Consider the following 22922-nt stretch of genomic DNA (forward strand, 5'->3'; position numbering starts at 1 on the left):
GCTTTACTTAAGGTGTAGGCTAAAAGCATAAATGAATCATAGCTTGGCCTTTAAGCCACTAGCTAAATTTTCTCAAGGATGAACCTATGAAAAAGCTACTGACAGCAGCCCTTGTTTTTGCCAGTTGTTCACTGCAAGCAGCACCCATTAATGAATTATTGGAGCTCAACGACAGTGAATTGCAAATGCAGATAATTCGTAACAATCTCAATCAAGCGCTAATTCGTCAAAATCCTCCTTTAGAGAACTTTCGACCGGTATTAGATGAGTGGGCAAACACCTATCTGACTTGGGAAGAGATGAAACCAAAGATTGCTGAGGTTTATCTAAAGCATTTTACAGATGAAGAGCTAGAGCAGTTAGTCGCATTTTATAAAACCCCGGTTGGCAAAAAGAGCCAAGAGTTGAATGCTACATTAATTCGTGAAAGCGCGCTGGCTAGCGCTTTGGTGGCTAAGGGGCATCACAAAAAACTTGAGGAAATGTTGCAGCAAGCCGCAGCCAAACAAAAACAGCAAACAGGTAACTAAACGACGGCGTATCTCATTGTAATGCCAGCATCAACAAACTGGCATTACAACAGCTAGCTTTACGCTAGTGCTTTATTAGCTTTTAAACGGCTTTGCAAAAAGTGTAATAACATGCCGTACAGCGGAACAAACAAAGCAAGATTAACCGCAAGTTTAAAGCCATAATCTACCCACGCTATCTCTACCCAATGCTCAGCCATAAAGGCGTCGCTGCTGGCATAAAAGGCCACCGCAAAGAATAAGAAAGTATCCACCAAGTTGCCAAACACACTTGATCCCGCAGGCGCTACCCACCAGTGCTTAAGCTGGCGTAAACGGTCAAACACTTTTACATCCAATAATTGACCTACCGAATAAGCCAAAAAGCTAGCCAAAGCGATACGCGCAACAAAGGCGTTCCAGGCTAACAAGCCGGCTAAACCTTGATATTCACCTTGGTAAAACAGTACCGACACAATGTAGCTCACCACTAGGGCTGGCAGCATTGCGGTGAAAATAATCTTTCTAGCTCTGGTTGCACCAAACAAGCGAACTGTAAGGTCAGTGGCTAGAAATATAAATGGGAAAGTAAACGCGCCCCAAGTGGTATGAAAACCAAATATGGTGAAGGGCAATTGCACTAAATAATTACTAGCGGCAATAGTAACGATATGAAATAAAGCGAGAATAATAACACTGCGGCGCTCGGCCTCAGTTAATTGTAAAAACCACATTATAGAACTACCTATCTTTTTGTTAATTGGGGGTGAGAGAACCCAAGGGCGGCGGAGTATTCCATAACTATTAGCTAACTGCAATAGCTAAACGATTAGTCAAGAAATCATCGCTATTTGATTTTTTTGGTGATAACTAACAGTTTTTAAGCAAACACACCTCTCAAGGCTTCGCTCGCTGTCCGTTCTTAGTTAAACTGAGCTATTGCCCTGCCCGCGTTCAAGCCCAAGTGTGGTTTGTTGTTTGATTATGGCAGCAGCACTTGCTTCAGCGGTGGGTGCTACGTTTAGTTAATTTAAAAGGATGCACTTTGTCTGGCTTATTGCGGATCATCTTGATCGATACTCACCTAAAAGGTGTGGTAGAACTAAAACTCGACCAACACAGCAATATATGTGGAACTAACGCCTCAGGAAAAACCACATTACAGCGTCTTATTCCGGTATTTTATGGCGAATACCCCAGCCGCGTAGTGCCAAGTACCCGCGACAGTTTTGAGCGCTGGTACCTACCACGAGAAGCCAGCTACATCATCTACGAGTACCAGCAATACAATGACCAAGTTGCCCAAGTAGTCTTGTCATCGGGTCGTGAAGACCAAGGGGTAAAATACCGCTTTATTGGTAAGCCTTTTGAGCTAGAAGATTTTATCGACAAACAAGACGAGCAAGGTACTTGGTTTTTGGCTCCCGCTAAACTGGGCCAAAAACTCAAGAAGCAAGAGTACAATGGCGCCGCGCTAGCCACTACGCGTTTTCTAAATACCAGAGAATTTCGGGCAATTATTCAAAACGACCGTAGTTTACAAAATGCCGGCGACAGCGATTTAAAAGCCTTTGCTCGCCAGTTTTCTATGTGCGATCCAAAGCATGGCCTGCGCCACATTGAAAAATTGGCCAAAGCAGTGCACTCCAAAGAAGGCAAAATGGAAACCATCAAATCGATGATTGCCGCCATTTTGGAAGAAGAAGGCGTTACCTTAAAACCCACCTGGGTAGACGCCAACAAAGCACAAGCGTGGATCCAAGAAACCCGCTTAATTCAGCAGTTTGAAGCAATTCGCCCTAAATTTGTAAAGCTCGAGCAAATTAACCAACAACTGCTCAGCAGCGAAGCTCAATTAAACCAGCTAGACAAAAGCCTGCAAAACGATGAAGCGGAGCTATTTAGCCAAAGTGAACAGGCGCAACGCCAACTTAACCAGCTAAAACAACAGTTAAGTGAACTAGAGCAAGAGTGGCAAAATCAACGTGAACAGCTTAACCAAGCTGTCTCTAGCGCCAATGCCGATGTTTCTAGTTTCGACAAGCAACTTAATCACATCGAAGACGATTACCAAGCTTGGCAAGATAAAAACATCGAGCAAGCACTTAGCGCGGTTGAGCAGCTACCACTTTGGCGTGAGCAAGTACGTGAAGTTAGCGAACGCCACCAGCTGCTCACCGAGCAACACAGCGATATTGAAGCTCATTTCAACCAACGCAAAAGCGAAATCAACGAGCAGCTAAACTCGGCATTAAACAAACTGCATAAAAACAAAGATCAGCTGCAGCAACAGCTCAACCAAGAGAAGCAACAGCAACAAGCTGAGCTAAATAACGAACAACAGCAGCAACAAAAACAAATTAACCAGGTTGAGCAAAGCTTCCAACAACAGCAGCATAAAAATCAGCTAGAACTGGCACAGCTAGAGGCCGGCACCCTACAAATGGGCTATACCGAAGAAGAAAGCCGCCAGCTTAATATCATGGATAATCGCCTCGACGAGGCCAACCAGCAGCAACAGTTGTTATCTGCGCAAGTTCGCCAACACAACCAACAATTGCACAGCCTAAAGCAGCAGCGCCAACAAGCCGACCAAACCTTAGCCAACGCCAGCCAACAATCTCGCCAGCTAGAACAAAAGCTAAGTGGGCTAAAAGACAGCCTGCAACCGGCCGATGGCAGCCTACTGGCGCACCTACGTAGCGAGCACCCACAGTGGGAGCAAAGCATTGGTAAGTTAATTAACCCTGAGCTACTCAATCGTCGTGATTTAAAACCTCATAGCGAAACCAACCATCAAAGCGTATTTGGTCTAGCCTTAGATTTAAAAGCCATCGATGCCCCAGAATGTGCCGCCACAGAAGAGCAAATCAAACAGCAGATTGAGCAAATTCAGCAAAGCTTTAACGAAGCGCAGAAACAACTTAAACAAGCCGAACTAGACTTAAGTGACGCCAACAAAGCCGTGCAGCAGCAAGATTTGTCAGTCGCCGAAGCTACAGCGGCTCACCACAACAGTGAAGATCAACTCAAACGTCTACAAGAAGAAAAACAACTACTCAAAGAGAGCTTTTCTAGTGCCCTTAAACAGCGCCAAAGCGTTGGACTAGAAAAACAAACTAAGCTGAAAACCTATTTAGACAATGCGCAAACACAGCATCAAGAATACCTAGACGAGTTACGCGAACAACACCAAGAAGCCAAGCTAGAAAAAATGGCCTGGTGGGAAGAAAAGATTGATGCGCTAGCCTTGCAACTAAGCCAAGCTCAAGACGCCATTAGCAATCGCCAAAAACAAGCGAAAGAAGCGCTAAAACAGTCGGAACAATGGTATCGCGGCGAGTTGCAGGCACAGGGCTTAGATGACCAGCTGATTGTTGATTTAGCCAAGCAAAAGCGCCAACTTAATCAACAAATTCAAGACGCCGAGCAGTACCGTGATGAAGTAAGCGAATACAAAATTTGGCATCAACAAGTGTGGCTAAACCAAAAACCACAGCTTAACGATGCCCTTGCCAATGCTCGCCAAGCACAAAGTAGTGCTAAGCAAGCCCTTAACGAGCAACTGGCTCACTTCAAACAGCAGCGCGATAGCCAGCAAACTGAGCTCAGCAAGCTCAAACAAGAACTAGAACAGCTTCAGCAACAATACAGCCAAACTCAAAACCTGTTACGAAAAATCAAACAATTGGCTTTACCCAAGCAAAACCAAGTAGACCAAACAGCAGAAGCTGCCGGTACACCCGCCGAGCGAGCTCGCCAAGCCGAGCAACAAATTGTGCAGCGTAACCAGCAGCTTGAGCAAGTAAATGATTCGGTTCGCCATTTTGATAGCCTATTAGCGCAACAAGCTGGCTCAGACTTAAGCGAAACTTGGGAGCGTTCGCGTGCCGCATGCCGGCGCACCAACGAAGAAGGTGAAAGTACCCTCGCCTATCGTGAGTTAGTGCCACACCTATCTGAACTGTTAAACGGTTTAGTGCCGCAAAAAGTACAAGGCCTAATCGACCACGGTCGCAACCTAGGCATGAGCATTAGCAGCTTCTACCAAAACTTAAGCGACATTGACCAACGAATTTTGAGCCAAAGCCGCCGTATTACCCGCGAAATTGGTGAAGACTTAAGCCTAGATGGCGTATCTGATTCAGCAGTAAAAATTCGCTCTAAGATTAGCGAACTAGAGTTTTGGGACGAACTAAAAACCTTTGTAGATAACTTCCAAGCTTGGCAGCAGCAAGGCTTTAATCAATTGCCCGACGAAGACTACGCCACCAGCATGCGGGTAGCACTAGACATTATTGGTCGCAGCGCACTTAAAGAAGGGGTATCTCGATTATTGCTGATTGAGCTAACCCTGCGCGAGGGCAATAGCGACCTAGTGATCCGCACCGACCGCCAGCTTAATGAATCCAGTAGCCACGGCATGGCCTACTTAATTTTGTGTAAGTTCTTATTGGCCTTTACCCGCTTATTGCGTGGCAATGCCGATACTTACATTCACTGGCCAATTGATGAATTAGGCACCTTGCACCAAAGCAATGTGAAAAAGATCTTTGATGCCTGTGACCATAACCAAATTCGCATACTGGGGGCTTTTCCTAACCCAGAATCTGAGGTATTGGACTTGTTCACCCACCGCTACATCATCAACCGTGACAAGCGCCAACTGCAAGTTGTGCAGCCGCGAATTAATCCTTTACAAGAAAAGCTAAAAGCAGCCCAAGCGGCAAAAGCCAGTACTAAACAAGCGGAGGCTGAGCTATGAGTAAGTTAAGCGCCACCGGCATGAGCGAAACCGGACGGATTTTAGAAGCCCTGTTAAGTGGCCAATTTATCTGCCAAGTGAGTGACGAAGATGGTTTTCACTTTTTAGCCGAAGAAGCTAACCGCGAGCGCATCGACAGCCACTTACATGTGCTTAATCGTCGCCTTGCCAGTGCTTGTGAAGGCGAACTGTATTTTTGCGCCTATCGCGAGCTAGGCGACAATGAACACAAAGTGATAAGCCAGCAATTTAGCGAAATTGCCGGCAGCTTACTGCCGCTCACCGAGTGGCTAATTCTCAGCCAAGAAGCACAAGGCCAAGATAGCCCCATTAGTGCCGGAGTAGCGCTGCGTTTAAGCGAGTTGCAAACCGTGGTGGAAGACACCCCAGCGCTGCGTGAACAACTGGCAAAAATATCTCAATACAAGTTGTTTGGCTCAACCAGTAGCCAAGTAGATGGTCAACTTAAGCAAGTGTTTAAGCGCCTCTGTGAACAAGGCTATTTAGTTCGACCAAACCAAGAAAAACAGATCTACATTGCCACAGCAAAAGTGGATTACATTTTTGAAGTCATTAGTTTTATTGATGAAGCCGAAGGCCTAGGCTTAGAACAACAAGCCATGGATGCCATTGGCCAGCAGGAGCCCTTACTGTGAACCAACATTTGCAACAAGCTGGCTTAAAGCTATTTAAGCTGCTTGCGCGTCATGGCGAAAGCCTGATGCATGCTTACGTTAACGGCAAGCTAGATGAAAGTAAGCTAGACAGTAAACAGATTGACGCCTTACTCAAAGCTGGCGTTATTTGGCGCCCATCAGCCGACGAAGGCTTGCATTTAAGCTCTAACCTGCGCTCATTACTGGAAGAAGCTTTAAGTGATACTCGTAATCGGCAAATTGATTCTAATGTTGGCTCGCGCTTAGAAACCATAAAAACCTTGGCAGCACACTACAAAGAAGCCTTACATATTGGCGATTTAGCCGCAGCCGACGTTTACCTCAGCGATTTAAGCGAACACAGCTACAGCCTCACCGAAAGCCTGCGCCATAGCTCGCGGGTATTGTGGAGCCGAATCAACAATGAGTTTGGTTATGTGCCCAGCTTAAGCGCTAAAATCCGTGAAAATGAGTTAGCTCAGCAGCAAGTGAGCGAACTGCTCAATAGCCTCGCCTTATTAAACTTTGATACTTTGAGCCAAATAGCTGGCGATATTCGCGAGCTGCGCCGGATCTTGGTGTTGAACCTAAGCCAAGCGGTTTACGACTGCACCCAAGAGCTGGCCGTTGTGCAAACACGCCTACTCACTTTGCTCGGCCGTTTTCGCGAGTTACGTGGTAAGTCTCGCCTGCTTAAAGGTTTGCAGCTATTTCATGCTCAGCATCCCGACTTCAGCCCGAAAGACCCAACGCAACAACTCGATGTAGCGAGCTTATTTAACCAAGCCCCTGCACTACTATCCAAGGCCAGTGTTGATATTCACAACAGCGAACATGAACACGACTTATTGCTATCGCTTAGCCAGCTCAAGTTGCAACGTCACACTAAAGTTAGCGAAAGCGACACCGAACATGCGGTTTCTCTAGAAGGCGCCGAAGAGTTTGCCCTGCAAGAGCAAAAAATTAAGCAAGACGTTGAAAACTACCTGTTGGGCGTAATAGAAAGTGCAGCGGGCCAAACGGCTTTAGAGTACTATCAAGAACAGCACTTAGAATGGGATGCCGAGGCTTGGTTATACCAAGTGTGGGGCAGCTACCATGCTCTGCCAGAAGAGCAGCGTGACTACTTTGCGCTAGACCCCATTGAAGACCCACACCCAATCTTTAGCGGCAACCGGATTGTTCGCGATTTACAGGTATGGTTGCGTTAATTCAGCCAACAAATGTGCTTAGCTAACTAAGCACATTCTTGCCGACTAAATAAGCAGTGCCTATATTTAATTACAAGCACTTACGTTTTACCTATAGAAATATTTGACTGACTAATTCATTATTTTAGAATATGCCAGTTGTTGGGCCGGTACGCATTAGAGAGTAAATATGAAAGTAGTTGATTTTATTAAGAAAAAGCGTGAAATGCTAGCCCAAAACCCATTTGAATTGAAAGATTGGCTATCGCCTGCCATTCGCGATCACTGGATTGAGTTTCTAAATAAAGCTCATGATAGTCAATTAGTTAACTGGGTAAGAGAACACCAATTAAGCTCCAATGGTGAGCAACAAGCCAGTTTTAAAGAAACCATAGAGTTACATCCAAAAGCTGAAGCCTTGTTAGAAGAGCTGTCGATGCAGCTGGGTGAAGAAATCCACATTGGCGACTGGCTCAATGTCACCCAAGAGCGAATTAATCAATTTGCCGATGTCACGAAAGATCACCAGTGGTTACACACCGATCCGCAGCGCGCCGCAGAAGAGTCACCGTTTAAAACCACTATTGCTCATGGTTTTTTAACCTTGTCCTTACTGCCAGCACTTACCGAAAGTGTTGACCCAGACAAACCGCTTTATCCATCGGCAAAAATGATGGTGAATTACGGCATCAACCAAGTTCGTTTCCCTTACCCGGTTAAGGTAAATAATCGAATTAGAGCCCGTACCCGCTTAACCAAGGTTGTACCAATTAAGCGAGGTTTAGAGCTAGTAAAAGAAATTACCGTCGAAATTGAAGGCTGTCGTCGCCCAGCTTGTGTGGTGGAATCGGTAGTTCGTCTCTATTTTTAGTCGCCACAACTCGCTATGATGGTTCACGTTAGGGTTTAGTTAAAGGAGCTTAACGTGAACACAGCGCATTCTCATTCCATCTCTGTTCAGCAGCATACTCATCAAAATAAACCTTCCTACCAGTATTTACTGAGTCAGCCTAGCTCGCTAGATAGCGCTAAACATTACCCTTTAGTCCTGTTTTTGCATGGTCGTGGGGAAATAGGCGGTGAGATTGAAAAGCTGCTCAATTTTGGCCCCAATAGCTACTTACAACAGCATCACCTAGACGCTATTTGTATTAGCCCACATGTGCCGGAAGGTCGCGACGGTTGGGCCATAGCTGAACTGATCAGCTTACTAGACCAAATAGAACAGCAGTTTTCCATCGATAAACAGCGAATATATTTGACGGGTTTAAGCATGGGCGGTTTTGGCGTTACCAATTTAGCCTTAGCACAGCCACAGCGCTTTGCGGCCTTGAGTATATTGGCGGCGGGAGACCCTAACCGCTTAGCGCCGTGGTCATTAAACTTGCCAGCTCGCCCCGTTTGCGAAGAGCTATACCAACGCCTTAACCAGCTACCAATTTGGTTAGCTCACGGCTTAAAAGACGAAGTAATCCCAGCAGAGTTTTCTGTAGAACTAGCGCATAAGCTTGGTCAAATGGAGCGGCAAGCTCAGCTACAAAGCACTTGGTATCCGCAGCATGAACATAATATTTGGGACGATTTTTACGCCACTAGCAGTTTTTGGACCTGGCTATTTGAACAAACGAATCCAAGCCCAAAAAGTGAACGGCAAAGTCTTCAAGATTTAAGTCATCTTGCTGGTGACTACGGTAATCAGCATGACTATGTCAGCATTAGTTATTGCGAAAAACAGGGCCTTAAGCTGCTTTGTAAAGACCTACAAGACAACGAGCTCAGCTTCACTCTTTATCCGGTTGCCAAAGATCTACTGTTTTGTGAAATAGGTTGCTTACGCTTTATCGAGCAAGCCAAGCACACTCAGCTAGCCCTTACTCGCCTCACCCTACTAGATAAATTTGAGTTAGGTTAAACCGCTAACTAATTCGTTTTATGTAGCTTTCGCGCTGAATATCTAACACTTCAGCGCTAATACTTTTTACCATGGGCAATTCTGCACCGAGTCCCTCTACTAGCGCAGTGGTTAAGGCTAGCTTTTGCTCAGTCGTTCTTCCGGAAAGAATGTGCAAACGCAGATGTAAGAAGCTGCGATCGTCTAAACCACTTAATACATCTTGATAAGCAATGGCTCGCAGCTTAATCGCCGCGGGCTCAAATTCACCGCTATCTTTCAGTAAATTAAAAGCCTTAGCTAAAACCTCACTAATAGTAATTTGCTCACTCAAGTCTTGAGAATATTCAACAATACAATGCGGCATTTTTGGTACTTCACACATGCTAAAAATTTAAGCTTTACGATAGAAAAATTTATTTAGTAATACAATTTATAAAAACCAAGCTTTTGTTGATCTAGATCACACCTATCAAGTATGCTCGCTCAGATAATGCACGGCCCTTGGAGCACTGTGCTTTTTTTAACCTTTTACTTGGAATCATCGACTATGAGCAATACTACTACCGCTAACCCAGCCCCACTTGGATTGATGGGTTTCGGTATGACTACCGTGTTACTAAACATTCACAATGCCGGATTTTTTCCAATTGATGCAATGATTTTGGCTATGGGCATTTTCTACGGTGGTTTATCTCAAGTAATTGTAGGGATTATGTGCTTCAAACGCGGTGATACTTTTGGTACTACTGCCTTTACCTCTTACGGCTTATTCTGGTTAACTCTAGTCGGTTTGTTGGTACTACCTAAAATGGGCTTAGCCGAGCCTAGCCCTCACACCTTTATGGGTTGGTACTTAGCACTTTGGGGCTTGTTCACTGCGTTCATGTTTGTGGGCTCATTACGTTACCCAACAGCTAAACAAGTAGTATTCGGCAGCTTGACCATTTTGTTTGCGCTATTGGCAATTCGCGATTTCACTGGCAGTGAATTGATTGGCACTATTGCTGGCTACGAAGGCATCTTCTGTGGTCTGTCAGCTATCTATTTTGCAATGGCCCAAGTACTTAATGCTGAATACGGCCGTACTATTTTGCCTGTTGGTCGTCCAATGAAGTTTGAAGACAACAGTGCGCCACTAAAAGTGGCTGCGTAAGCCTTAATTGCTTAACTAGCTTTGCCACCACATCTGGCTTTGCAGGTTGTGGATTGTCTTCTATAAGTGATTGAAGATCTTCAATATAAGCGTCTATCTTAGCTAAGATATGACGCTTTTGTTGTTTATTGGCCAGCGCTAATACTTCGCTCATGCCTTGTGCCCACAATTGCCGATTATGATAGAAACGTTCAGCTAAGCCCGGCGGCCAGAGTGATTCTGAATTCACCATCAATACATAAAATTCTTGCTCAAAATTTTCCGACTTACTTTGTCCACTTAGAGAATAAGCCAGATATTGCTGCCAGCGACTTTGCACGTTGTGCCAATCGGCACGAGTATCAATTAGCTGCTTAGCCAGTTGCTCTATTACCTGTTGTTGTTTGGGTGATACATCGCCAAGCCAGCGCTCAACACTGTTAGAAATGTGTTCAATACGGTAATCATAATGGCTTTGTTGACGATCGCTATCTTCGCGTTGCTCGGCCAGCTTAGCCATAAAATCTGATAGTTGCTGCGAAGAAGCAGTTTGTGCGAGCTGCGCTACATCAAGATACACATGACCAGCCAATACCCGATAATGCTCTTGCCAAGCGTCAACTTGCTCTAATAATTGTTGTTGGCTAATACCACTATTTATTTGAGCATGAAAAAGTTGCAGCTGAGCCAAGTATACCGGCAACTGTTCATTCCTGTGCCATACCAGCCAGTTTTTTAACATGGGTTTAAAAGCTGCTTTTTGCTCGCTGTTCATCTCGATGTAATCATCGATGTACCAGTAAGCCAGCCAGTTAAGGTTGTTATACACAAAGCGCATACCACAGGCGCTCAGTAAGCCGCTGAGTATCAATATCAGTATCCATCTAAAAGGCTTCGTTTGCATAACACCTCCTTTAATAAGCAGACCCAAAGAACCGGAAATAGTTCTCACTCTGCAGCTATTTAATTATTAAGGCTTGTGAGATTAATTCAAGCGGAGTAGATTAGCCCTACTTGCAATGGTGGCGTGAAACCAAGCACGCAATGGATGGTTAATTGGTTGGTTTAACTAAGAAATTATTACTGGTATTAGCAGTTATTGCTGGCGCTTTTGGACTTGGCATCGGTGTAAGTTATTGGCAGCAACAACAGCTTGAAGCACTAGACTTTGAGCACTGCCAACAATTGCATAATGGTCGCTGTGAGTGGCAAGTTGATGAGCAAACATGGCAATTAACTTTACCTAGTGAGCAACTTCCCGCCATGTTAAGCCAGCATCTTGAGTTAAGCACCAATCGGGAAAACCCTCCAAGCCTAGAACTCCGTTTACAAGGGATAGAAATGTACATGGGGGAAATCAAGCTACAGCTAGAGCCCAACGAACATGGTCACTATCAATCGGATATTTTGCTGCCGATTTGTAACACTGGAAAAATGCGCTGGCGAGCAGAAATTGTTTCTTTAGACCCCACCCAACCTGTTGCTCTTAGTTTTGAGGTAGATAGCCAATGAAATATCTAGCATGGATTGCTCTAATTATTGTTAGTGGATTAGCCGGAGTAATGAGTTTTCAATGGTTTTCTGCAGACTCTAGCCCTAAACAAGCGGCGGTAAGCAATAAAGTGATTGCAACCGTACCCACAAACTTGTTCAAAATTACCAGTAGTGATGGGCGCTTTACTGAACTGAATAACGATAAACAGCTCTATATTGCTTACTTTGGTTTTACCCACTGCCCAGACGTTTGCCCAACGTCTTTAGCGGTACTTAGCGCCGCACTGCAGGGGATATCAGAGCCACAACGCCAGCAACTGCAAAGCTTGTTTGTGAGTGTTGACCCAAAACGTGATGACCCAGAAACGGTTTCCACCTACGCAGGTTATTTTCACCCAGATATCATTGGCTTAAGCCCACAAGAAGGTCAGCTATTAGGCTTAACCCAAAGCTTGGGAGTGTATTATAAGTATGTAGACATTCCCGACTCACAATTGGAATACAGCGTTGACCACAACTCGTTTTTTTATTTCTTAAATGCTCAAGGCGAATTACTGGCAAAAGTGCCACACACCCTAGACCCAGAGCCTTTAGTCACCAAAATTCAACAATTACTTCCTCAATAAAATAAGGATTAACCATGCGCTCAATCTTGCTCGCTCTCAGTCTTTTATTTAGCGTTCACCTAGCAGCCAATGATGCCGCTATTACCGTTAACGACGCCTATGCGAGAGCCACTCCACCTAATGCGCCCACCAGCGCTATCTTCATGCAAATGAACAACAACAGTGAGCAAACGGTTAGCCTAGTATCGGCCAGCACGCCAGCAGCAGGTCGTGTGGAATTACACACCATGTTGATGGACGGTGATGTTATGCAAATGCGTCAAGTGGAAAAGATCGAGGTTCCTGCAGGTAAACAGGTAGAGCTAAAGCCGGGCGGTTTGCATTTAATGCTATTTGATTTAGCGAACAAATTTGCCGAAGGTGAAGAAGTGGAATTAACGCTGGTCTTTTCCGATGGCAGTCAGCAACAGCTCACAGTGCCAGTTAAAAAGGTGATGCACAAAATGAAGCACCATCACTAAAATTTCGACTATTTAAAGAGATTTATGGGATTAAGTCTGCGCTTAATCCCATTTAATATTTGGCTATTCAGACAAGTATCTGTCTAAGGATATTCCGTAGTCACGGGCAGATACCGCACTTTCAATTTCTTCATGCGCATACTTACTTAGGTCTACTAACTTAACCTCAGTATGGGTGTTGGTTAGCGTATTAAACACTTGCTTAATCACAGGCTGTAGAGGCTTAAGCTCATTACGTTCAACCACCACGCCCAACTTACCCGATTTTAGTTTGACCAAGGTGCCGACTGGGTAGACGCCCATGCAACGGATAAACTTTTCAACCAAGGCTTTATCAAACTGAGTGCCAACTCCCGATAACAATATTCGGAACGCGGCCGTAGGCGGCATGCCACTTTTGTAAACTCGGTCGGCGGTTAGCGCATCGTAACAATCCACAATGTTGGCCATACGGGTATAAGCCGATAACTCATCGCCTTTTAACTGGTTGGGATAGCCCAAGCCATCCAAACGTTCGTGGTGATTACTGGCAATTTCAAGCATGATTTTGCTAATGCCTTCTTGCTCTTTGAGAATATTGTGGCTGTGCACCACATGCTCTCGCATAATCACAAACTCGTCGTCAGTTAACCGGCCAGGTTTGTGCAAGATCTCATCGGGAGTATTGATCTTACCAATATCATGTAACATTCCGCCCATTAGCAATTGTTTTTGCTTAGTCCGGTTCATACCAAGCGAACGGCCAAAATATGCCAGTAGCATTCCCACGTTAAGAGAGTGCTCCATCAAATACTTATCTTTGGCGCGAATTTTGGCCAAACACAACATGGCGTTGCTTTGGTTTTCTAGGGAGTCAATTAAACCTTCAGCGGCTTTTTCCATTGGTTCAATGTCAATGGGTTCGCCTTGTTGTAGCTGCTTAAAGTATTTGGTTTGTAAGCTTTTAGCTTCGTTAAACAACTTTTTAGCGGCTTGCTTCTCGCTTTCACCGCTACGCTTCTTCGGTTTGCTACTTGAGCTGCTTATTTCGGTAGATTTTTGTTCCGAGTCCTGTTCTGCAAACACGCTTCTGGACCAATCTACATTTACAACTTTTACCCCTTTATTCTTTAGAACTGTAACTTGCTTAGACTGAGTAATACGCCCAGATTGAGCAATGCTGGTTTTGCCGGTTTGGCTGGTGATGGATACAACAAACATACCTTCTTTTAGGGCATCAATGTTGATGGTTCTTATATCGGCTTTAGGGCTTGTCATACGGCTTGGCAATCACTCATCCAAATTACGGCTAAAGGTAGAAAAACACTGCTTGAATAATACTAAAGCAATCAAAAAAAATAGCCTTCCTTAGAAGTGTAGAATGTTATCGCTATCAAAAAAGGGAAACGAAATGTAAATTTTTTCGAAAGTTTAATCAACTGCTAAATCTGCCAGTTCTAAGTATTCATTGGCTAGCACTTGAATTTTTTCCATATCTTTATCTGAGAACCCTTGTTTCTTTGGTTCTAAAGAGGAGAAATTAAGTGTTCCTATAATTTCGCCATGCTTGACTAAAGGAATGCCAATATAGCTTTCTAAATGCATAGCCTGATAACAAGGGTGTAAGCACATTTCGGTCATGGCGCCCACTTGGTGATAAGCTAATACCTTCTCCTGGCTTATCACGTCAGCGCAATAAGTCATATCTACCGGAAACTCATCGCCAGCACGCACTAAATCAAGGCTAGAATAGGCCGCCAGCACTACGTAACGATTATCTTGGATATTGCTGATAATCCCTAGTTGCATATCAAAGGCTTGAGCTGCATCCTTCAACCACTGTTGCACGTCCATCGCTCACTCCAAACAATTTCAAAAAAGCTTATTAACAATAAGATAATCTTAGCTTAGATTTGGTTGTTGTTTTAACAATGCTTAGTATACTTTGGTCCATGCAAACACTCGAGTTTTGGCGTTTAGGGATATTTGTTGGGCTGCTGGCCCTTTTTATGCTGCTAGAAATAGCTTGGCCACGGCACAAACGCAGTATTCCCCGCTCCCAGCGCTGGCCAGCCAACTTAGGGTTAATCCTAGTAAATGGCTTATGTTTAAAGCTGCTATTTCCTATCACCACTTTAGCGCTTGCTAGTTGGGCGCAACATCAGCAATGGGGTTTGTTTAATCAGCTAAACCTTAGCGCAGCCATTGCCGTACCTTTGTGTGTAATCTTGCTCGATCTGGCAATTTATTGGCAACATAGGTTATTTCACTCGCTGCCTTGGCTGTGGCGAATTCACCGTATGCATCATGTTGACCCAGACTATGATGTAAGCCTTGGATTACGTTTCCACCCTATCGAAATAGCCTTATCGATGCTGATAAAACTAGGCTTAATTACATTGCTTGGCGTGCCGATATTGGCGGTGTTTTTATTTGAGGTGATACTAAATGGCATGGCGATGTTCAATCACAGCAATCTAAAGCTCCCCTTAAAACTAGATGCATTATTAAGAAAGCTGCTTGTCACTCCTGATATGCACCGTGTACATCATTCGCAAAGATATCATGAACATAATGCCAACTACGGCTTTAATTTGGCGGTTTGGGATAGACTGTTTCATAGTTATGTCGCTCAACCGCAAGATGGGCATAACCAACTGAAATTTGGCCTAAGTCACTGGCCTAATGCTAAAGATAACCGCCAACTCAAAGGCTTATTAAGCCTGCCGTTTCGCTCACCGAGCAAATAAGCTAAAGCCAATCTGCAATAGCTTAATCAGCTCAAGTTAACAGCTCCTACATAACCAAAGCGTCACCAAAAAACCTTTTACAAAACTCCACTTGGTGAGAGTCTCAGTTCCTTGCTATATTTCAGCTCCGCGCGAATAAGGAAATAGAGATGTATAGCAGCTTATTGATGATTTTAGGGGCATTAGTTGTCGGTTACATGATTCCCGTAAAACATCCCTCGGCCTTGCTTACTATTCGCCGACTAAGTAGCTGGATGCTATATCTGATTCTATTTTTGATGGGTTATGGCTTGGCCTTTATTGATAACCTTAGCCAAAACATTATTCAGCTATTTAGCCAAAGCGCAGTATTAGTGAGTTTATTGCTCACCTTCAACCTGAGTGCCTTGTACTTTGTGGGGCGCTATTTGGCGATGCCAGCCGCGGAACCTATCCACAAAAAAAGCAATAACAAGCTTGCGATGTTTAAAGAACCTGCGTTGCTTATCGCGCTGTTGATAATCGGTTTAGTTTCGGGCTTGGCTTACCAGCAACAATTACCCGCTCAGTCAGTATTGGCCGAATACGCACTTATTCTGCTAATTTTTTGTATTGGTATCGAGCTGCGAAGTGCCGGTATTAGTGTTCGCCAGATGCTACTTAATCGACGCGGTTTAATTATTGCGGTGGTGATGGTGCTTAGCTCCTTACCTGCAGGAGCTATTACTGCTTACTTGTTCGACTTACCGCTAAACCTAGGTTTAGCCATGAGCAGTGGCTTTGGTTGGTATTCACTATCGGGCGCTTTGTTAAGTAAAGCAGCAACACCATTAATTGGTAGTACTGCCTTTTTTGCCGATTTAAGCCGCGAGCTAATTATCCTGCTATTAATTCCAGTTTTAATGCAGCGCTCACCCGCAGCCACTATTGGTTATGCCGGCGCAACTGCCATGGACTTCTCCTTGCCTATGCTGCAGCGTGCTGGCGGCAACCAACTAGTGCCGGTAGCCATTGCCAGCGGCTTTATTCTTAGCCTACTTTGCCCGGTAATGATTTTACTACTGGTCAACTTAGCCTAGTGATTGTTATTAAAGTCGGCAATGGCCTTGTCTAATAGCTTCAAATCTTCTGGGTAATCGTGACTAAGTTGGTGGATCCAGTCTTCAACATTATCCCACCACGCAGGAAGTTCTGGTGATTGAATTTTGTTAGCTAAACGCTGGATCCTCGCTAAACCTATCGAGCCCGCAGCACCCTTGATTTTATGCGCCTCAGAGGCAATGCCATCTTGGTCTTTTGCAAACAAGTTACTCTCGAGTACTTTCATGTAATCAGGCATCACTTGCTTGAACAGATTAATGCTATCGTTAAGCACTTTTACCCCAATGGTCTCGCAAAACTGCTCAACTAAATCTAAATCTAAGATCGGCATAGAGCTGCGACTTAATGCCTGTTTAGGGTTTACCGCAGGCTCTGCTTCTGGCTCTTCACCTATCGCAAACACACCGTTAAAACAATGTACTACCGCATTGCGATTAATCGGTTTATGAATAACATCAACCATGCCCGCTTTAGCAAATTCGCTTTTGCTGTTTACCACATTGGCGGTAAGGGCCACCAACGGTGGTAAGTGCTGTTCGGCGAACTGCTCCTGCCAGCGTTTGGCAATATCAAAGCCAGTCATATCCGGTAGCTGAATGTCTAATAAAACCAGGTCGAAATTATCTGGGTCAAATACTTCTAGCGCCTGCTCACCGCTCATTGCCACCTCAACATAGTGACCCAACTTTTCGAGAAGCGCTTTAGCTATGGTGACGTTTAGCTCTACGTCTTCAACCAGCAGAATATCTAATGGAGGATGATCAATTTGTTCTGCTTCATCAGGAATAGCATCTAAGGTGACCTTTAGGGTAACGGTAAAGCATGAGCCTTCACCCTCTTTGCTGCTCACGCTAATGTCACCACCCATTGCCCGAACTAGCTGGCGAGAGACCGACAAACCAATGCCGGTACCGGTTGCTGATTTACTGCCTTCTACTTGGTAGTACATGGCAAAAATCTCTTCTAACTGGTCTTGAGGAATGCCTGGTCCGGTATCTTCAATCATCAATTCAAGTTGCACTTCTTGCTCAGACAAAGGCTCGGCTTTTATCGTTAAAGCAACTTCGCCCTGCTCGGTAAACTTAACCGCGTTATGGGTTAAATTCCATAGCACTTGGCGCAGGCGCGTTGGGTCGCCCATGATGCTATTGGGAATGGGGCCAATTTGCTCAAAACGAAAATCTAAGCCCTTACTTTGTAACTGCATTTCAGTAAGCGTTTCAATGTCGGTGACTAAGGCTTTAAAGTCCATTGGCTCTAGCGACACCGCAAAGCGACGTCGGTCCAACTTATCTAAGTCAATAATATCGTTAAAAATATTACCCAGAGTAGTCGCACTCAATAAGATGGTATTTACGTGTTTGCGCTGGTCATCATTAAGTGGAGTGTCTAATAACATTTGGCTTAAACCCACTACCCCATTAAGCGGTGTGCGCAGTTCGTGGCTCAGCGTTGAAATAAACTGAGTTTTATCTCGATTGGCCTTCTCAATATTAGCTTGATGGCGCATTCTCTCGGTAATGTCTCGACCAAAACCTAATAGACCTAAGCGGTTACCATTACGCCCATAAAATGGCACCTTACGTAGTTCAAAAAACGCTTTGCGCCCATCGGGATACTCTAACCATTGCTCGTAGGTAAGTTGTTCATCGTTATCAAATACTTGGTGGTCGGTCTCAACAATTTTATCGGCAATATCTTCCGGGTAAACATCGTAGGGAGTAAGGCCAATAAGTTGCTTTTCAGAGCGCCCAACCAACTGCTCTAACGCTAAGTTACAACCCGAAAACTGACCTTGCTCATTACGGTAATAAACCAAGTCAGGAGAACTATCGATAAAACTACGCAACAAGGCAGAGTGTTCCTCTAGCTCTTGCTGCGCTTGCTGGCGTTGCCTTACTTCTTGTTCTAAGTTGGCCATGGCTTGGCCACGAGCTGCTTCAGCTTTCTCGCGCTCATCAATCTCATTATTTAGCTGGCTGATGTTGGCTTTAAGTTTATTAGTAAGCTGCAGGTCTCGAGAGCGCATTTTTTCAAGCTTACGGATCATCTTGCTCAAGCGTTGGCGCGAGTCTTCAATTTGCTCTACTACCACCGACATAAAAAACACCGCCCACGGCGTAATAATTAAACCAAAAAACACCGAGCGAACTAAATCCACCGACGACACCTGGCCAGTAAGCGCGAAGGTAACACTCATTTGGATTGCCAAGGCCACTAAAATAATGGCGCTAGCTAAGCTTATGGTAAATTTAACTACGCCCAATCGAGATAATAAATGAACGTAATAGGTGGCAAGATTTTTCAGTGGCGTCATTAAGCCAGATTCCTTTTATAGCGCGAAGCAAGCTAAGCAAATGTTAGCTAATCCATAAAATAAAGATGGTTAATATTAACCTAGCTTTTGTGGTATAACAGCCCATCTTTTTGTGTCATATAAATGCAATGAGCCCTAGCTCACGCATCCTGTTGTGGAGTACTAAGTGCATGTCTACTGCAATGCCTGACGTAGCAAACTCAAGCCGTGCCCAAACCGAAGGAAAGCTCGATTGGGTAGGTATGAGCCAAATTGAAATGCCCATAATGCTGGCATTTGAAGCACAAGCAGCTAGCCGCGTGAGTGCTAACATTGAGGCCTTTGTCAGCTTAGATGACCCACAAGCCAAGGGCATTCATATGTCTCGTTTATATTTGATATTGGATCAATTATCTAACGAAGGCGTATTGGATTATGCTGGATTACACCGCGTTTTGGATCAGTTTATTGAAAGTCATCAAGATTTAAGTGAGCAAGCGCAGGTTCGCTTTAGCTTCGACTACCATTTGCGCCGTAAATCGCTGTTATCTGGCAAAACTGGTTGGAAGGCTTATCCTGTTGCAATCACTGCCACTCGTCACCAACAACAAACCACTATTGAGCTTGAAGTTGAGGTTCCGTACTCATCCACTTGCCCTTGCTCCGCCGCACTATCACGCCAGCTTATTCAGCAGGCCTTCAAACAACAATTTGCCGATGAGCAAGTTTCAAGTGAAGCGGTGCATCAATGGCTTGGCAGCAGTGAAGGCATTGTTGCTACCCCCCACAGCCAGCGTAGTATCGCTCAGCTAAAAGTTAAAATTGCCACTGAACATCAGGATATTCCCATTATCAGTTTGATTGATGAAGTGGAAAGTAGTTTAAAAACCCCAGTACAAGCCGCGGTTAAGCGCGAGGATGAACAAGAATTTGCTCGCCTCAATGGGCAAAACTTGATGTTCTGTGAAGATGCCGCTCGCCATTTGCAGCACAGCTTGAATAACCGAGCAGACTTAGTTGATTTTTGGGTAAGGGTAAACCACCTAGAAAGCCTACACGCGCATGATGCTGTATGTGTTGTAACTAAAGGTATTGAGCAAGGTTACAGCGCCTAGCTAGGGCGCTGTTTTTGTATCCTCTATAGCGCTGTCTCCGGCGCTACAGTAGCGGGCTTTACCCTGATGTTTAGCACGATAAAGCTGTAAATCTGCCACCCTTACCAGTTCGCCATAATCCACACCTTGTTGAGGAATAACGCTGGCCACACCAATACTTACCGATACAAAGTCGCTCACATCTGAGAATTCATGAGGAATCTCTGCTTCTTTCATATTGCGCAACACGGTTTCGGCGATTTGCTTAGCACCTTCACAGCCAGTATTAGGTAGCAATATGGCAAACTCTTCACCGCCATAACGGGCCACTAAATCGGAGCCACGTTTCACTGAGCGACTGATTAACTTAGCCACTTGGCGCAAAGCTTCGTCGCCCTGTTGGTGGCCATAGTTATCGTTATATTGCTTGAAGCAGTCAATATCCAGCAATAACAAACTTAGCTCTACCCCTTCACGACGATGAGTTAGCCACAACTGCAATAATTTCTCATCAAAACTACGGCGGTTAGCTACTTGAGTTAGGCTGTCGATAAAGCTGAGTTCCTGTAACTGCATAATCGCGTCGGCCAATTGCTGCTCGGTGGCTTTACGCTCGGTAACATCACGAGTGATGAAGATAATGCCGCGCTCGCCACTCACATCATCAAAATAAGGGCCTTTAATCACCTCATACCAAATCTGGTGACCATCATCCAAGTACACTAATTCTTCATACCGGATCGGCTTGCCATCTTCTAAAATTTGACGGTTTTGCAACTGATGTTGTTCTAACTGTTCTTCACTAAGAACCTCGGTAAGGTGTTTGCCCAGCAACTCATCACTGGTAAAACCAAACATTTTGGCGAAAGGTTCGTTCCCGCCAACAAAGTTACCTTTATCATCAATAAAGCCCAATGGATCGGGGGTTGAGTTAAACACGGTGCGAATAAGGTTATTTTGCCGTCCCAACTCTTTCTCGGAGCTGATTCGGTTTTGGTTTTCATGTTCCAGTTTACGGTTAAGCTCGTGCCACTTGGTTACGTCGTAAGACACGTTAAGCACACCTGTCACTTCGTCTTGTTGGTTCTTAAGCGGATAGACATTGTTTTGCAGCAGGATTTGTCGGCTATCTGGGGCACTAAACCATTCGGTATGTTGGCAAGGCTCGCCTGCCAATACTTGGTTGTCATAGGTTTGGCTGCGCTCTAACTCATTTCGGGTTAAAAAATCACTCAGCTTCTTACCAGCAAGCTCACCAGGCTTTAAGCCATGAAAGCCCGCCCATGCCTGATTACAGCCCAGCAAACGCTCATTAGCGTCTTTAAAGTAAATAAATTCTGGAATGGAATTAAGCACGTTAGCGAACAGTTTTTGCTCTTGCTCAATTCGATTTAAATAAGAATAACCTTGGGCGTTTTCGTAAGCATTAATGAACCAAACCTCTCGGCCATTATGCGCAGTTAAGCTAGCGTAAAGAAGCAAAACCCGAGTTTGCTGGGGGAAATTAACCAGCCAGTGAACACCTTCAATACTAGCCGAAGACTGATGGGGCTTTAGTAGTTCTAACAATTGCTCAAGGTGGGCAGAATCGAAGAACTGCCAATGTTTACCATTGTTAGCAAGCTGCAGTAACTCACAAACACGAGGATTAGCAAAAATAACCTGTTTGGCTTCTAGATCAATCATCAGTTGAGCAGCCGGCGACTTCACCATTGCCGCGCGCTGAGCACGCACCTTTCTGCGAGCTAAGGCCCACATAACAATAACAATGACTAGCAGTATGCTAAGTAATGCTATTGTTGCCTGCATCCAGACTGTTGGATAAAAGTTTTCGTGCATCGATTGTCCATTTTTTCTGCAACCGCTGCTACTTTACCTGATTATATGACATAAGAAAATAATCATTTACTAAACAAGCAATTAGCTCACATTTACTGCATCACACTCTAACTTAATGCGCTGCCTTGGGGGCCATCACTGGCCAACTTTTTGGCAATATCTGTGAGGGCTAACCACTTGTTTTGGCACCAATTTGGCGCCAGTAAAACCGGCGGCCGAGCATGGGCACTTACACGGTGATAAACCACATGTTCAGGGGTATGGCGAATAAGATTTACCGCTTGTTCAACGTAGTGCTGCTGGCTCATGGTATCTAAGCGGCCTGCTCGCCACGCTTTAGCCATGGTGCTACCCTCAACCACATGTAAAGGATGCAGCTTAATACCGGCAATATCTTCGGCAAGTACCGCCTTAAGTGATTGCATATAATGTTCAGGCTCTTCGCCCGGTAAACCCAAAATAAGATGGGCGCATACTTTTAAACCGTATTGGTGGGCACGGGCTACAGCCTTTTGAAATGCTGCAAAATCATGACCACGGTTTATTTTCTTTAAAGTTTCATCATGGGCAGTTTGCACACCTAGCTCTAGCCAAACTTCTTTACCTTGAGCCTGATACTCTGCCAGCATTTCTAACACCGCTTCAGGTACGCAATCTGGGCGGGTACCAATGCATAAACCCACCACAGACTCATCGGCTAAAGCTTGCTGATACATTCCACGTAAATATTCCACCTCGGCATAGGTGCTGGTATAGGCCTGAAAATAGGCTAAATAACGGATGTCTTTATGCTTTAGCTCAGCCTTGCGTGCATCCAACTGCTCGCCAATCGACATCATTTGTTGTTGCGGTTTAACAAAAGCGTCTACGTTGCAAAAGGTACAGCCACCTTTACCAATACTGCCATCGCGATTTGGGCAGGTGAAATCGCCATCCACACTTAGCTTGCGCACTCGCCCGCTAAAATGTTGCTTAATATGACGACCTAAGGTGTTTACATATAAATCTAGCTGCACAGCTTTCACTCTTTAATAAGGTGGGAAAAACCCAAAACGGCGGCTAGTTTACTGGCAGGAGCCAGCTAGGTCTTAGTTGTAGATCAAGAGAGCACAAGATTTAAACATTAGATGATCAACAGCAGTGCTCTCAATTGCTCT

The 22922-nt window shown here is 44.8% G+C and carries 21 protein-coding genes; 13 read left to right on the top strand and 8 right to left on the bottom strand.

The window, feature by feature from the left end:
- The first annotated feature begins 86 nt into the window (after positions 1–86).
- Complete coding sequence (locus ACYFDN_RS10250) at positions 87–530, top strand: DUF2059 domain-containing protein (RefSeq protein ID WP_016403514.1); 444 nt, start codon at positions 87–89, stop codon at positions 528–530.
- Positions 531–589: 59 nt separating this feature from the next.
- Here ACYFDN_RS10250 and ACYFDN_RS10255 read toward each other — a convergent pair whose 3' ends face one another.
- Complete coding sequence (locus ACYFDN_RS10255) at positions 590–1243, bottom strand: 7-cyano-7-deazaguanine/7-aminomethyl-7-deazaguanine transporter (protein WP_472589204.1); 654 nt, start codon at positions 1241–1243, stop codon at positions 590–592.
- A gap of 311 nt (positions 1244–1554) precedes the next feature.
- Between ACYFDN_RS10255 and ACYFDN_RS10260 the strand changes: the two genes are divergently transcribed.
- The 5 genes from ACYFDN_RS10260 to ACYFDN_RS10280 all read left to right on the top strand — a co-directional run bounded on the left by ACYFDN_RS10260 (position 1555) and on the right by ACYFDN_RS10280 (position 9032).
- Positions 1555–5274, top strand: a complete 3720-nt coding sequence (locus ACYFDN_RS10260) for an ATP-binding protein (protein ID WP_483511002.1) — start codon at positions 1555–1557, stop codon at positions 5272–5274.
- The gene (locus tag ACYFDN_RS10265) at positions 5271–5930 is read left to right on the top strand and encodes a condensin complex protein MksE (protein WP_152784175.1); all 660 of its coding nucleotides are present in this window, start codon (positions 5271–5273) and stop codon (positions 5928–5930) included. Before ACYFDN_RS10260 ends, ACYFDN_RS10265 begins: the two co-directional genes overlap by 4 nt.
- Entirely contained in the window at positions 5927–7141 is a 1215-nt protein-coding gene (locus tag ACYFDN_RS10270; RefSeq protein ID WP_249483344.1) for a phosphoenolpyruvate carboxylase, read from the top strand. Before ACYFDN_RS10265 ends, ACYFDN_RS10270 begins: the two co-directional genes overlap by 4 nt.
- A gap of 169 nt (positions 7142–7310) precedes the next feature.
- A complete protein-coding gene (locus ACYFDN_RS10275; protein WP_016403519.1) occupies positions 7311–7991 on the top strand; it encodes a MaoC family dehydratase in 681 nt (226 codons plus the stop codon).
- Between the two features lie 54 nt (positions 7992–8045).
- Complete coding sequence (locus ACYFDN_RS10280; RefSeq protein WP_483511003.1) at positions 8046–9032, top strand: carboxylesterase family protein; 987 nt, start codon at positions 8046–8048, stop codon at positions 9030–9032.
- Positions 9033–9036: 4 nt separating this feature from the next.
- Here the strand turns inward: ACYFDN_RS10280 and ACYFDN_RS10285 are convergent, their stop codons facing one another.
- Positions 9037–9378, bottom strand: a complete 342-nt coding sequence (locus ACYFDN_RS10285) for a 5-carboxymethyl-2-hydroxymuconate Delta-isomerase (protein WP_483511004.1) — start codon at positions 9376–9378, stop codon at positions 9037–9039.
- Between the two features lie 183 nt (positions 9379–9561).
- On the opposite strand from ACYFDN_RS10285, the gene ACYFDN_RS10290 reads away from it, so the two are divergent.
- Positions 9562–10167 (top strand): acetate uptake transporter, encoded by a 606-nt coding sequence (locus ACYFDN_RS10290; protein ID WP_040307594.1) that lies wholly within the window; start codon positions 9562–9564, stop codon positions 10165–10167.
- On the opposite strand, the gene ACYFDN_RS10295 is transcribed toward ACYFDN_RS10290, so the two are convergent.
- A complete protein-coding gene (locus ACYFDN_RS10295) occupies positions 10100–11050 on the bottom strand; it encodes a DUF6279 family lipoprotein (protein WP_483511005.1) in 951 nt (316 codons plus the stop codon). The two genes, ACYFDN_RS10290 and ACYFDN_RS10295, sit on opposite strands and share 68 nt — an antisense overlap.
- 152 nt (positions 11051–11202) lie before the next feature.
- Here ACYFDN_RS10295 and ACYFDN_RS10300 point away from each other — a divergent pair, with 152 nt between their 5' ends.
- Genes ACYFDN_RS10300 through ACYFDN_RS10310 form a run of 3 tightly spaced genes read left to right on the top strand, consistent with a single transcriptional unit; the run spans position 11203 to position 12727 of the window.
- Entirely contained in the window at positions 11203–11658 is a 456-nt protein-coding gene (locus ACYFDN_RS10300; protein ID WP_483511006.1) for a hypothetical protein, read from the top strand.
- Positions 11655–12266: an SCO family protein gene (locus ACYFDN_RS10305; RefSeq protein ID WP_483511008.1), complete on the top strand. Its 612-nt coding sequence runs from the start codon at positions 11655–11657 to the stop codon at positions 12264–12266. Before ACYFDN_RS10300 ends, ACYFDN_RS10305 begins: the two co-directional genes overlap by 4 nt.
- 14 nt (positions 12267–12280) lie before the next feature.
- Positions 12281–12727 carry a copper chaperone PCu(A)C gene (locus tag ACYFDN_RS10310; RefSeq protein WP_152784167.1) on the top strand — a complete coding sequence of 149 codons (447 nt, stop codon included), beginning with the start codon at positions 12281–12283 and terminating at the stop codon, positions 12725–12727.
- A 63-nt stretch (positions 12728–12790) separates the two neighbouring features.
- Here the strand turns inward: ACYFDN_RS10310 and ACYFDN_RS10315 are convergent, their stop codons facing one another.
- Together ACYFDN_RS10315 and ACYFDN_RS10320 are read right to left on the bottom strand one after the other, a co-directional pair.
- A complete protein-coding gene (locus ACYFDN_RS10315; protein WP_040307596.1) occupies positions 12791–13984 on the bottom strand; it encodes a cyclic di-GMP phosphodiesterase in 1194 nt (397 codons plus the stop codon).
- Positions 13985–14137: 153 nt separating this feature from the next.
- Entirely contained in the window at positions 14138–14560 is a 423-nt protein-coding gene (locus ACYFDN_RS10320; RefSeq protein ID WP_016403527.1) for a GAF domain-containing protein, read from the bottom strand.
- A gap of 155 nt (positions 14561–14715) precedes the next feature.
- On the opposite strand from ACYFDN_RS10320, the gene ACYFDN_RS10325 reads away from it, so the two are divergent.
- Positions 14716–15456: a sterol desaturase family protein gene (locus ACYFDN_RS10325; RefSeq protein ID WP_483511011.1), complete on the top strand. Its 741-nt coding sequence runs from the start codon at positions 14716–14718 to the stop codon at positions 15454–15456.
- 149 nt (positions 15457–15605) lie between these two features.
- On the top strand, positions 15606–16514 hold the full coding sequence (locus tag ACYFDN_RS10330) for a LysO family transporter (RefSeq protein ID WP_483511013.1): 909 nt from the start codon (positions 15606–15608) through the stop codon (positions 16512–16514).
- Here the strand turns inward: ACYFDN_RS10330 and arcB are convergent.
- A complete protein-coding gene (arcB, locus tag ACYFDN_RS10335) occupies positions 16511–18853 on the bottom strand; it encodes an aerobic respiration two-component sensor histidine kinase ArcB (protein WP_483511015.1) in 2343 nt (780 codons plus the stop codon). The genes ACYFDN_RS10330 and arcB overlap by 4 nt on opposite strands.
- A 170-nt stretch (positions 18854–19023) precedes the next feature.
- Between arcB and folE2 the strand changes: the two genes are divergently transcribed.
- Positions 19024–19947 carry a GTP cyclohydrolase FolE2 gene (gene folE2, locus ACYFDN_RS10340; RefSeq protein ID WP_338623940.1) on the top strand — a complete coding sequence of 308 codons (924 nt, stop codon included), beginning with the start codon at positions 19024–19026 and terminating at the stop codon, positions 19945–19947.
- On the opposite strand, the gene ACYFDN_RS10345 is transcribed toward folE2, so the two are convergent.
- Complete coding sequence (locus ACYFDN_RS10345) at positions 19948–21765, bottom strand: sensor domain-containing diguanylate cyclase (RefSeq protein WP_084681997.1); 1818 nt, start codon at positions 21763–21765, stop codon at positions 19948–19950.
- Between the two features lie 107 nt (positions 21766–21872).
- Positions 21873–22781 (bottom strand): tRNA modification radical SAM protein MnmL/YtqA, encoded by a 909-nt coding sequence (gene mnmL, locus ACYFDN_RS10350; RefSeq protein ID WP_483511017.1) that lies wholly within the window; start codon positions 22779–22781, stop codon positions 21873–21875.
- Positions 22782–22922 lie beyond the last annotated feature (141 nt).

Source organism: Agarivorans sp. D1326 (assembly GCF_056958115.1).

Excerpts from the sequence above, each read along its gene's own strand:
- ACYFDN_RS10250 (WP_016403514.1), top strand. The coding sequence starts at position 87 with ATGAAAAAGCTACTGACAGCAGCCCTTGTTTTTGCCAGTTGTTCACTG.
- ACYFDN_RS10255 (WP_472589204.1), bottom strand. The coding sequence starts at position 1,243 with ATGTGGTTTTTACAATTAACTGAGGCCGAGCGCCGCAGTGTTATTATT.
- ACYFDN_RS10265 (WP_152784175.1), top strand. The coding sequence starts at position 5,271 with ATGAGTAAGTTAAGCGCCACCGGCATGAGCGAAACCGGACGGATTTTA.
- ACYFDN_RS10275 (WP_016403519.1), top strand. The coding sequence starts at position 7,311 with ATGAAAGTAGTTGATTTTATTAAGAAAAAGCGTGAAATGCTAGCCCAA.
- ACYFDN_RS10285 (WP_483511004.1), bottom strand. The coding sequence starts at position 9,378 with ATGCCGCATTGTATTGTTGAATATTCTCAAGACTTGAGTGAGCAAATT.
- ACYFDN_RS10290 (WP_040307594.1), top strand. The coding sequence starts at position 9,562 with ATGAGCAATACTACTACCGCTAACCCAGCCCCACTTGGATTGATGGGT.
- ACYFDN_RS10295 (WP_483511005.1), bottom strand. The coding sequence starts at position 11,050 with ATGCAAACGAAGCCTTTTAGATGGATACTGATATTGATACTCAGCGGC.
- ACYFDN_RS10305 (WP_483511008.1), top strand. The coding sequence starts at position 11,655 with ATGAAATATCTAGCATGGATTGCTCTAATTATTGTTAGTGGATTAGCC.
- ACYFDN_RS10310 (WP_152784167.1), top strand. The coding sequence starts at position 12,281 with ATGCGCTCAATCTTGCTCGCTCTCAGTCTTTTATTTAGCGTTCACCTA.
- ACYFDN_RS10315 (WP_040307596.1), bottom strand. The coding sequence starts at position 13,984 with ATGACAAGCCCTAAAGCCGATATAAGAACCATCAACATTGATGCCCTA.
- ACYFDN_RS10320 (WP_016403527.1), bottom strand. The coding sequence starts at position 14,560 with ATGGACGTGCAACAGTGGTTGAAGGATGCAGCTCAAGCCTTTGATATG.
- ACYFDN_RS10325 (WP_483511011.1), top strand. The coding sequence starts at position 14,716 with ATGCTGCTAGAAATAGCTTGGCCACGGCACAAACGCAGTATTCCCCGC.
- ACYFDN_RS10330 (WP_483511013.1), top strand. The coding sequence starts at position 15,606 with ATGTATAGCAGCTTATTGATGATTTTAGGGGCATTAGTTGTCGGTTAC.
- arcB (WP_483511015.1), bottom strand. The coding sequence starts at position 18,853 with ATGACGCCACTGAAAAATCTTGCCACCTATTACGTTCATTTATTATCT.
- folE2 (WP_338623940.1), top strand. The coding sequence starts at position 19,024 with ATGTCTACTGCAATGCCTGACGTAGCAAACTCAAGCCGTGCCCAAACC.
- ACYFDN_RS10345 (WP_084681997.1), bottom strand. The coding sequence starts at position 21,765 with ATGCACGAAAACTTTTATCCAACAGTCTGGATGCAGGCAACAATAGCA.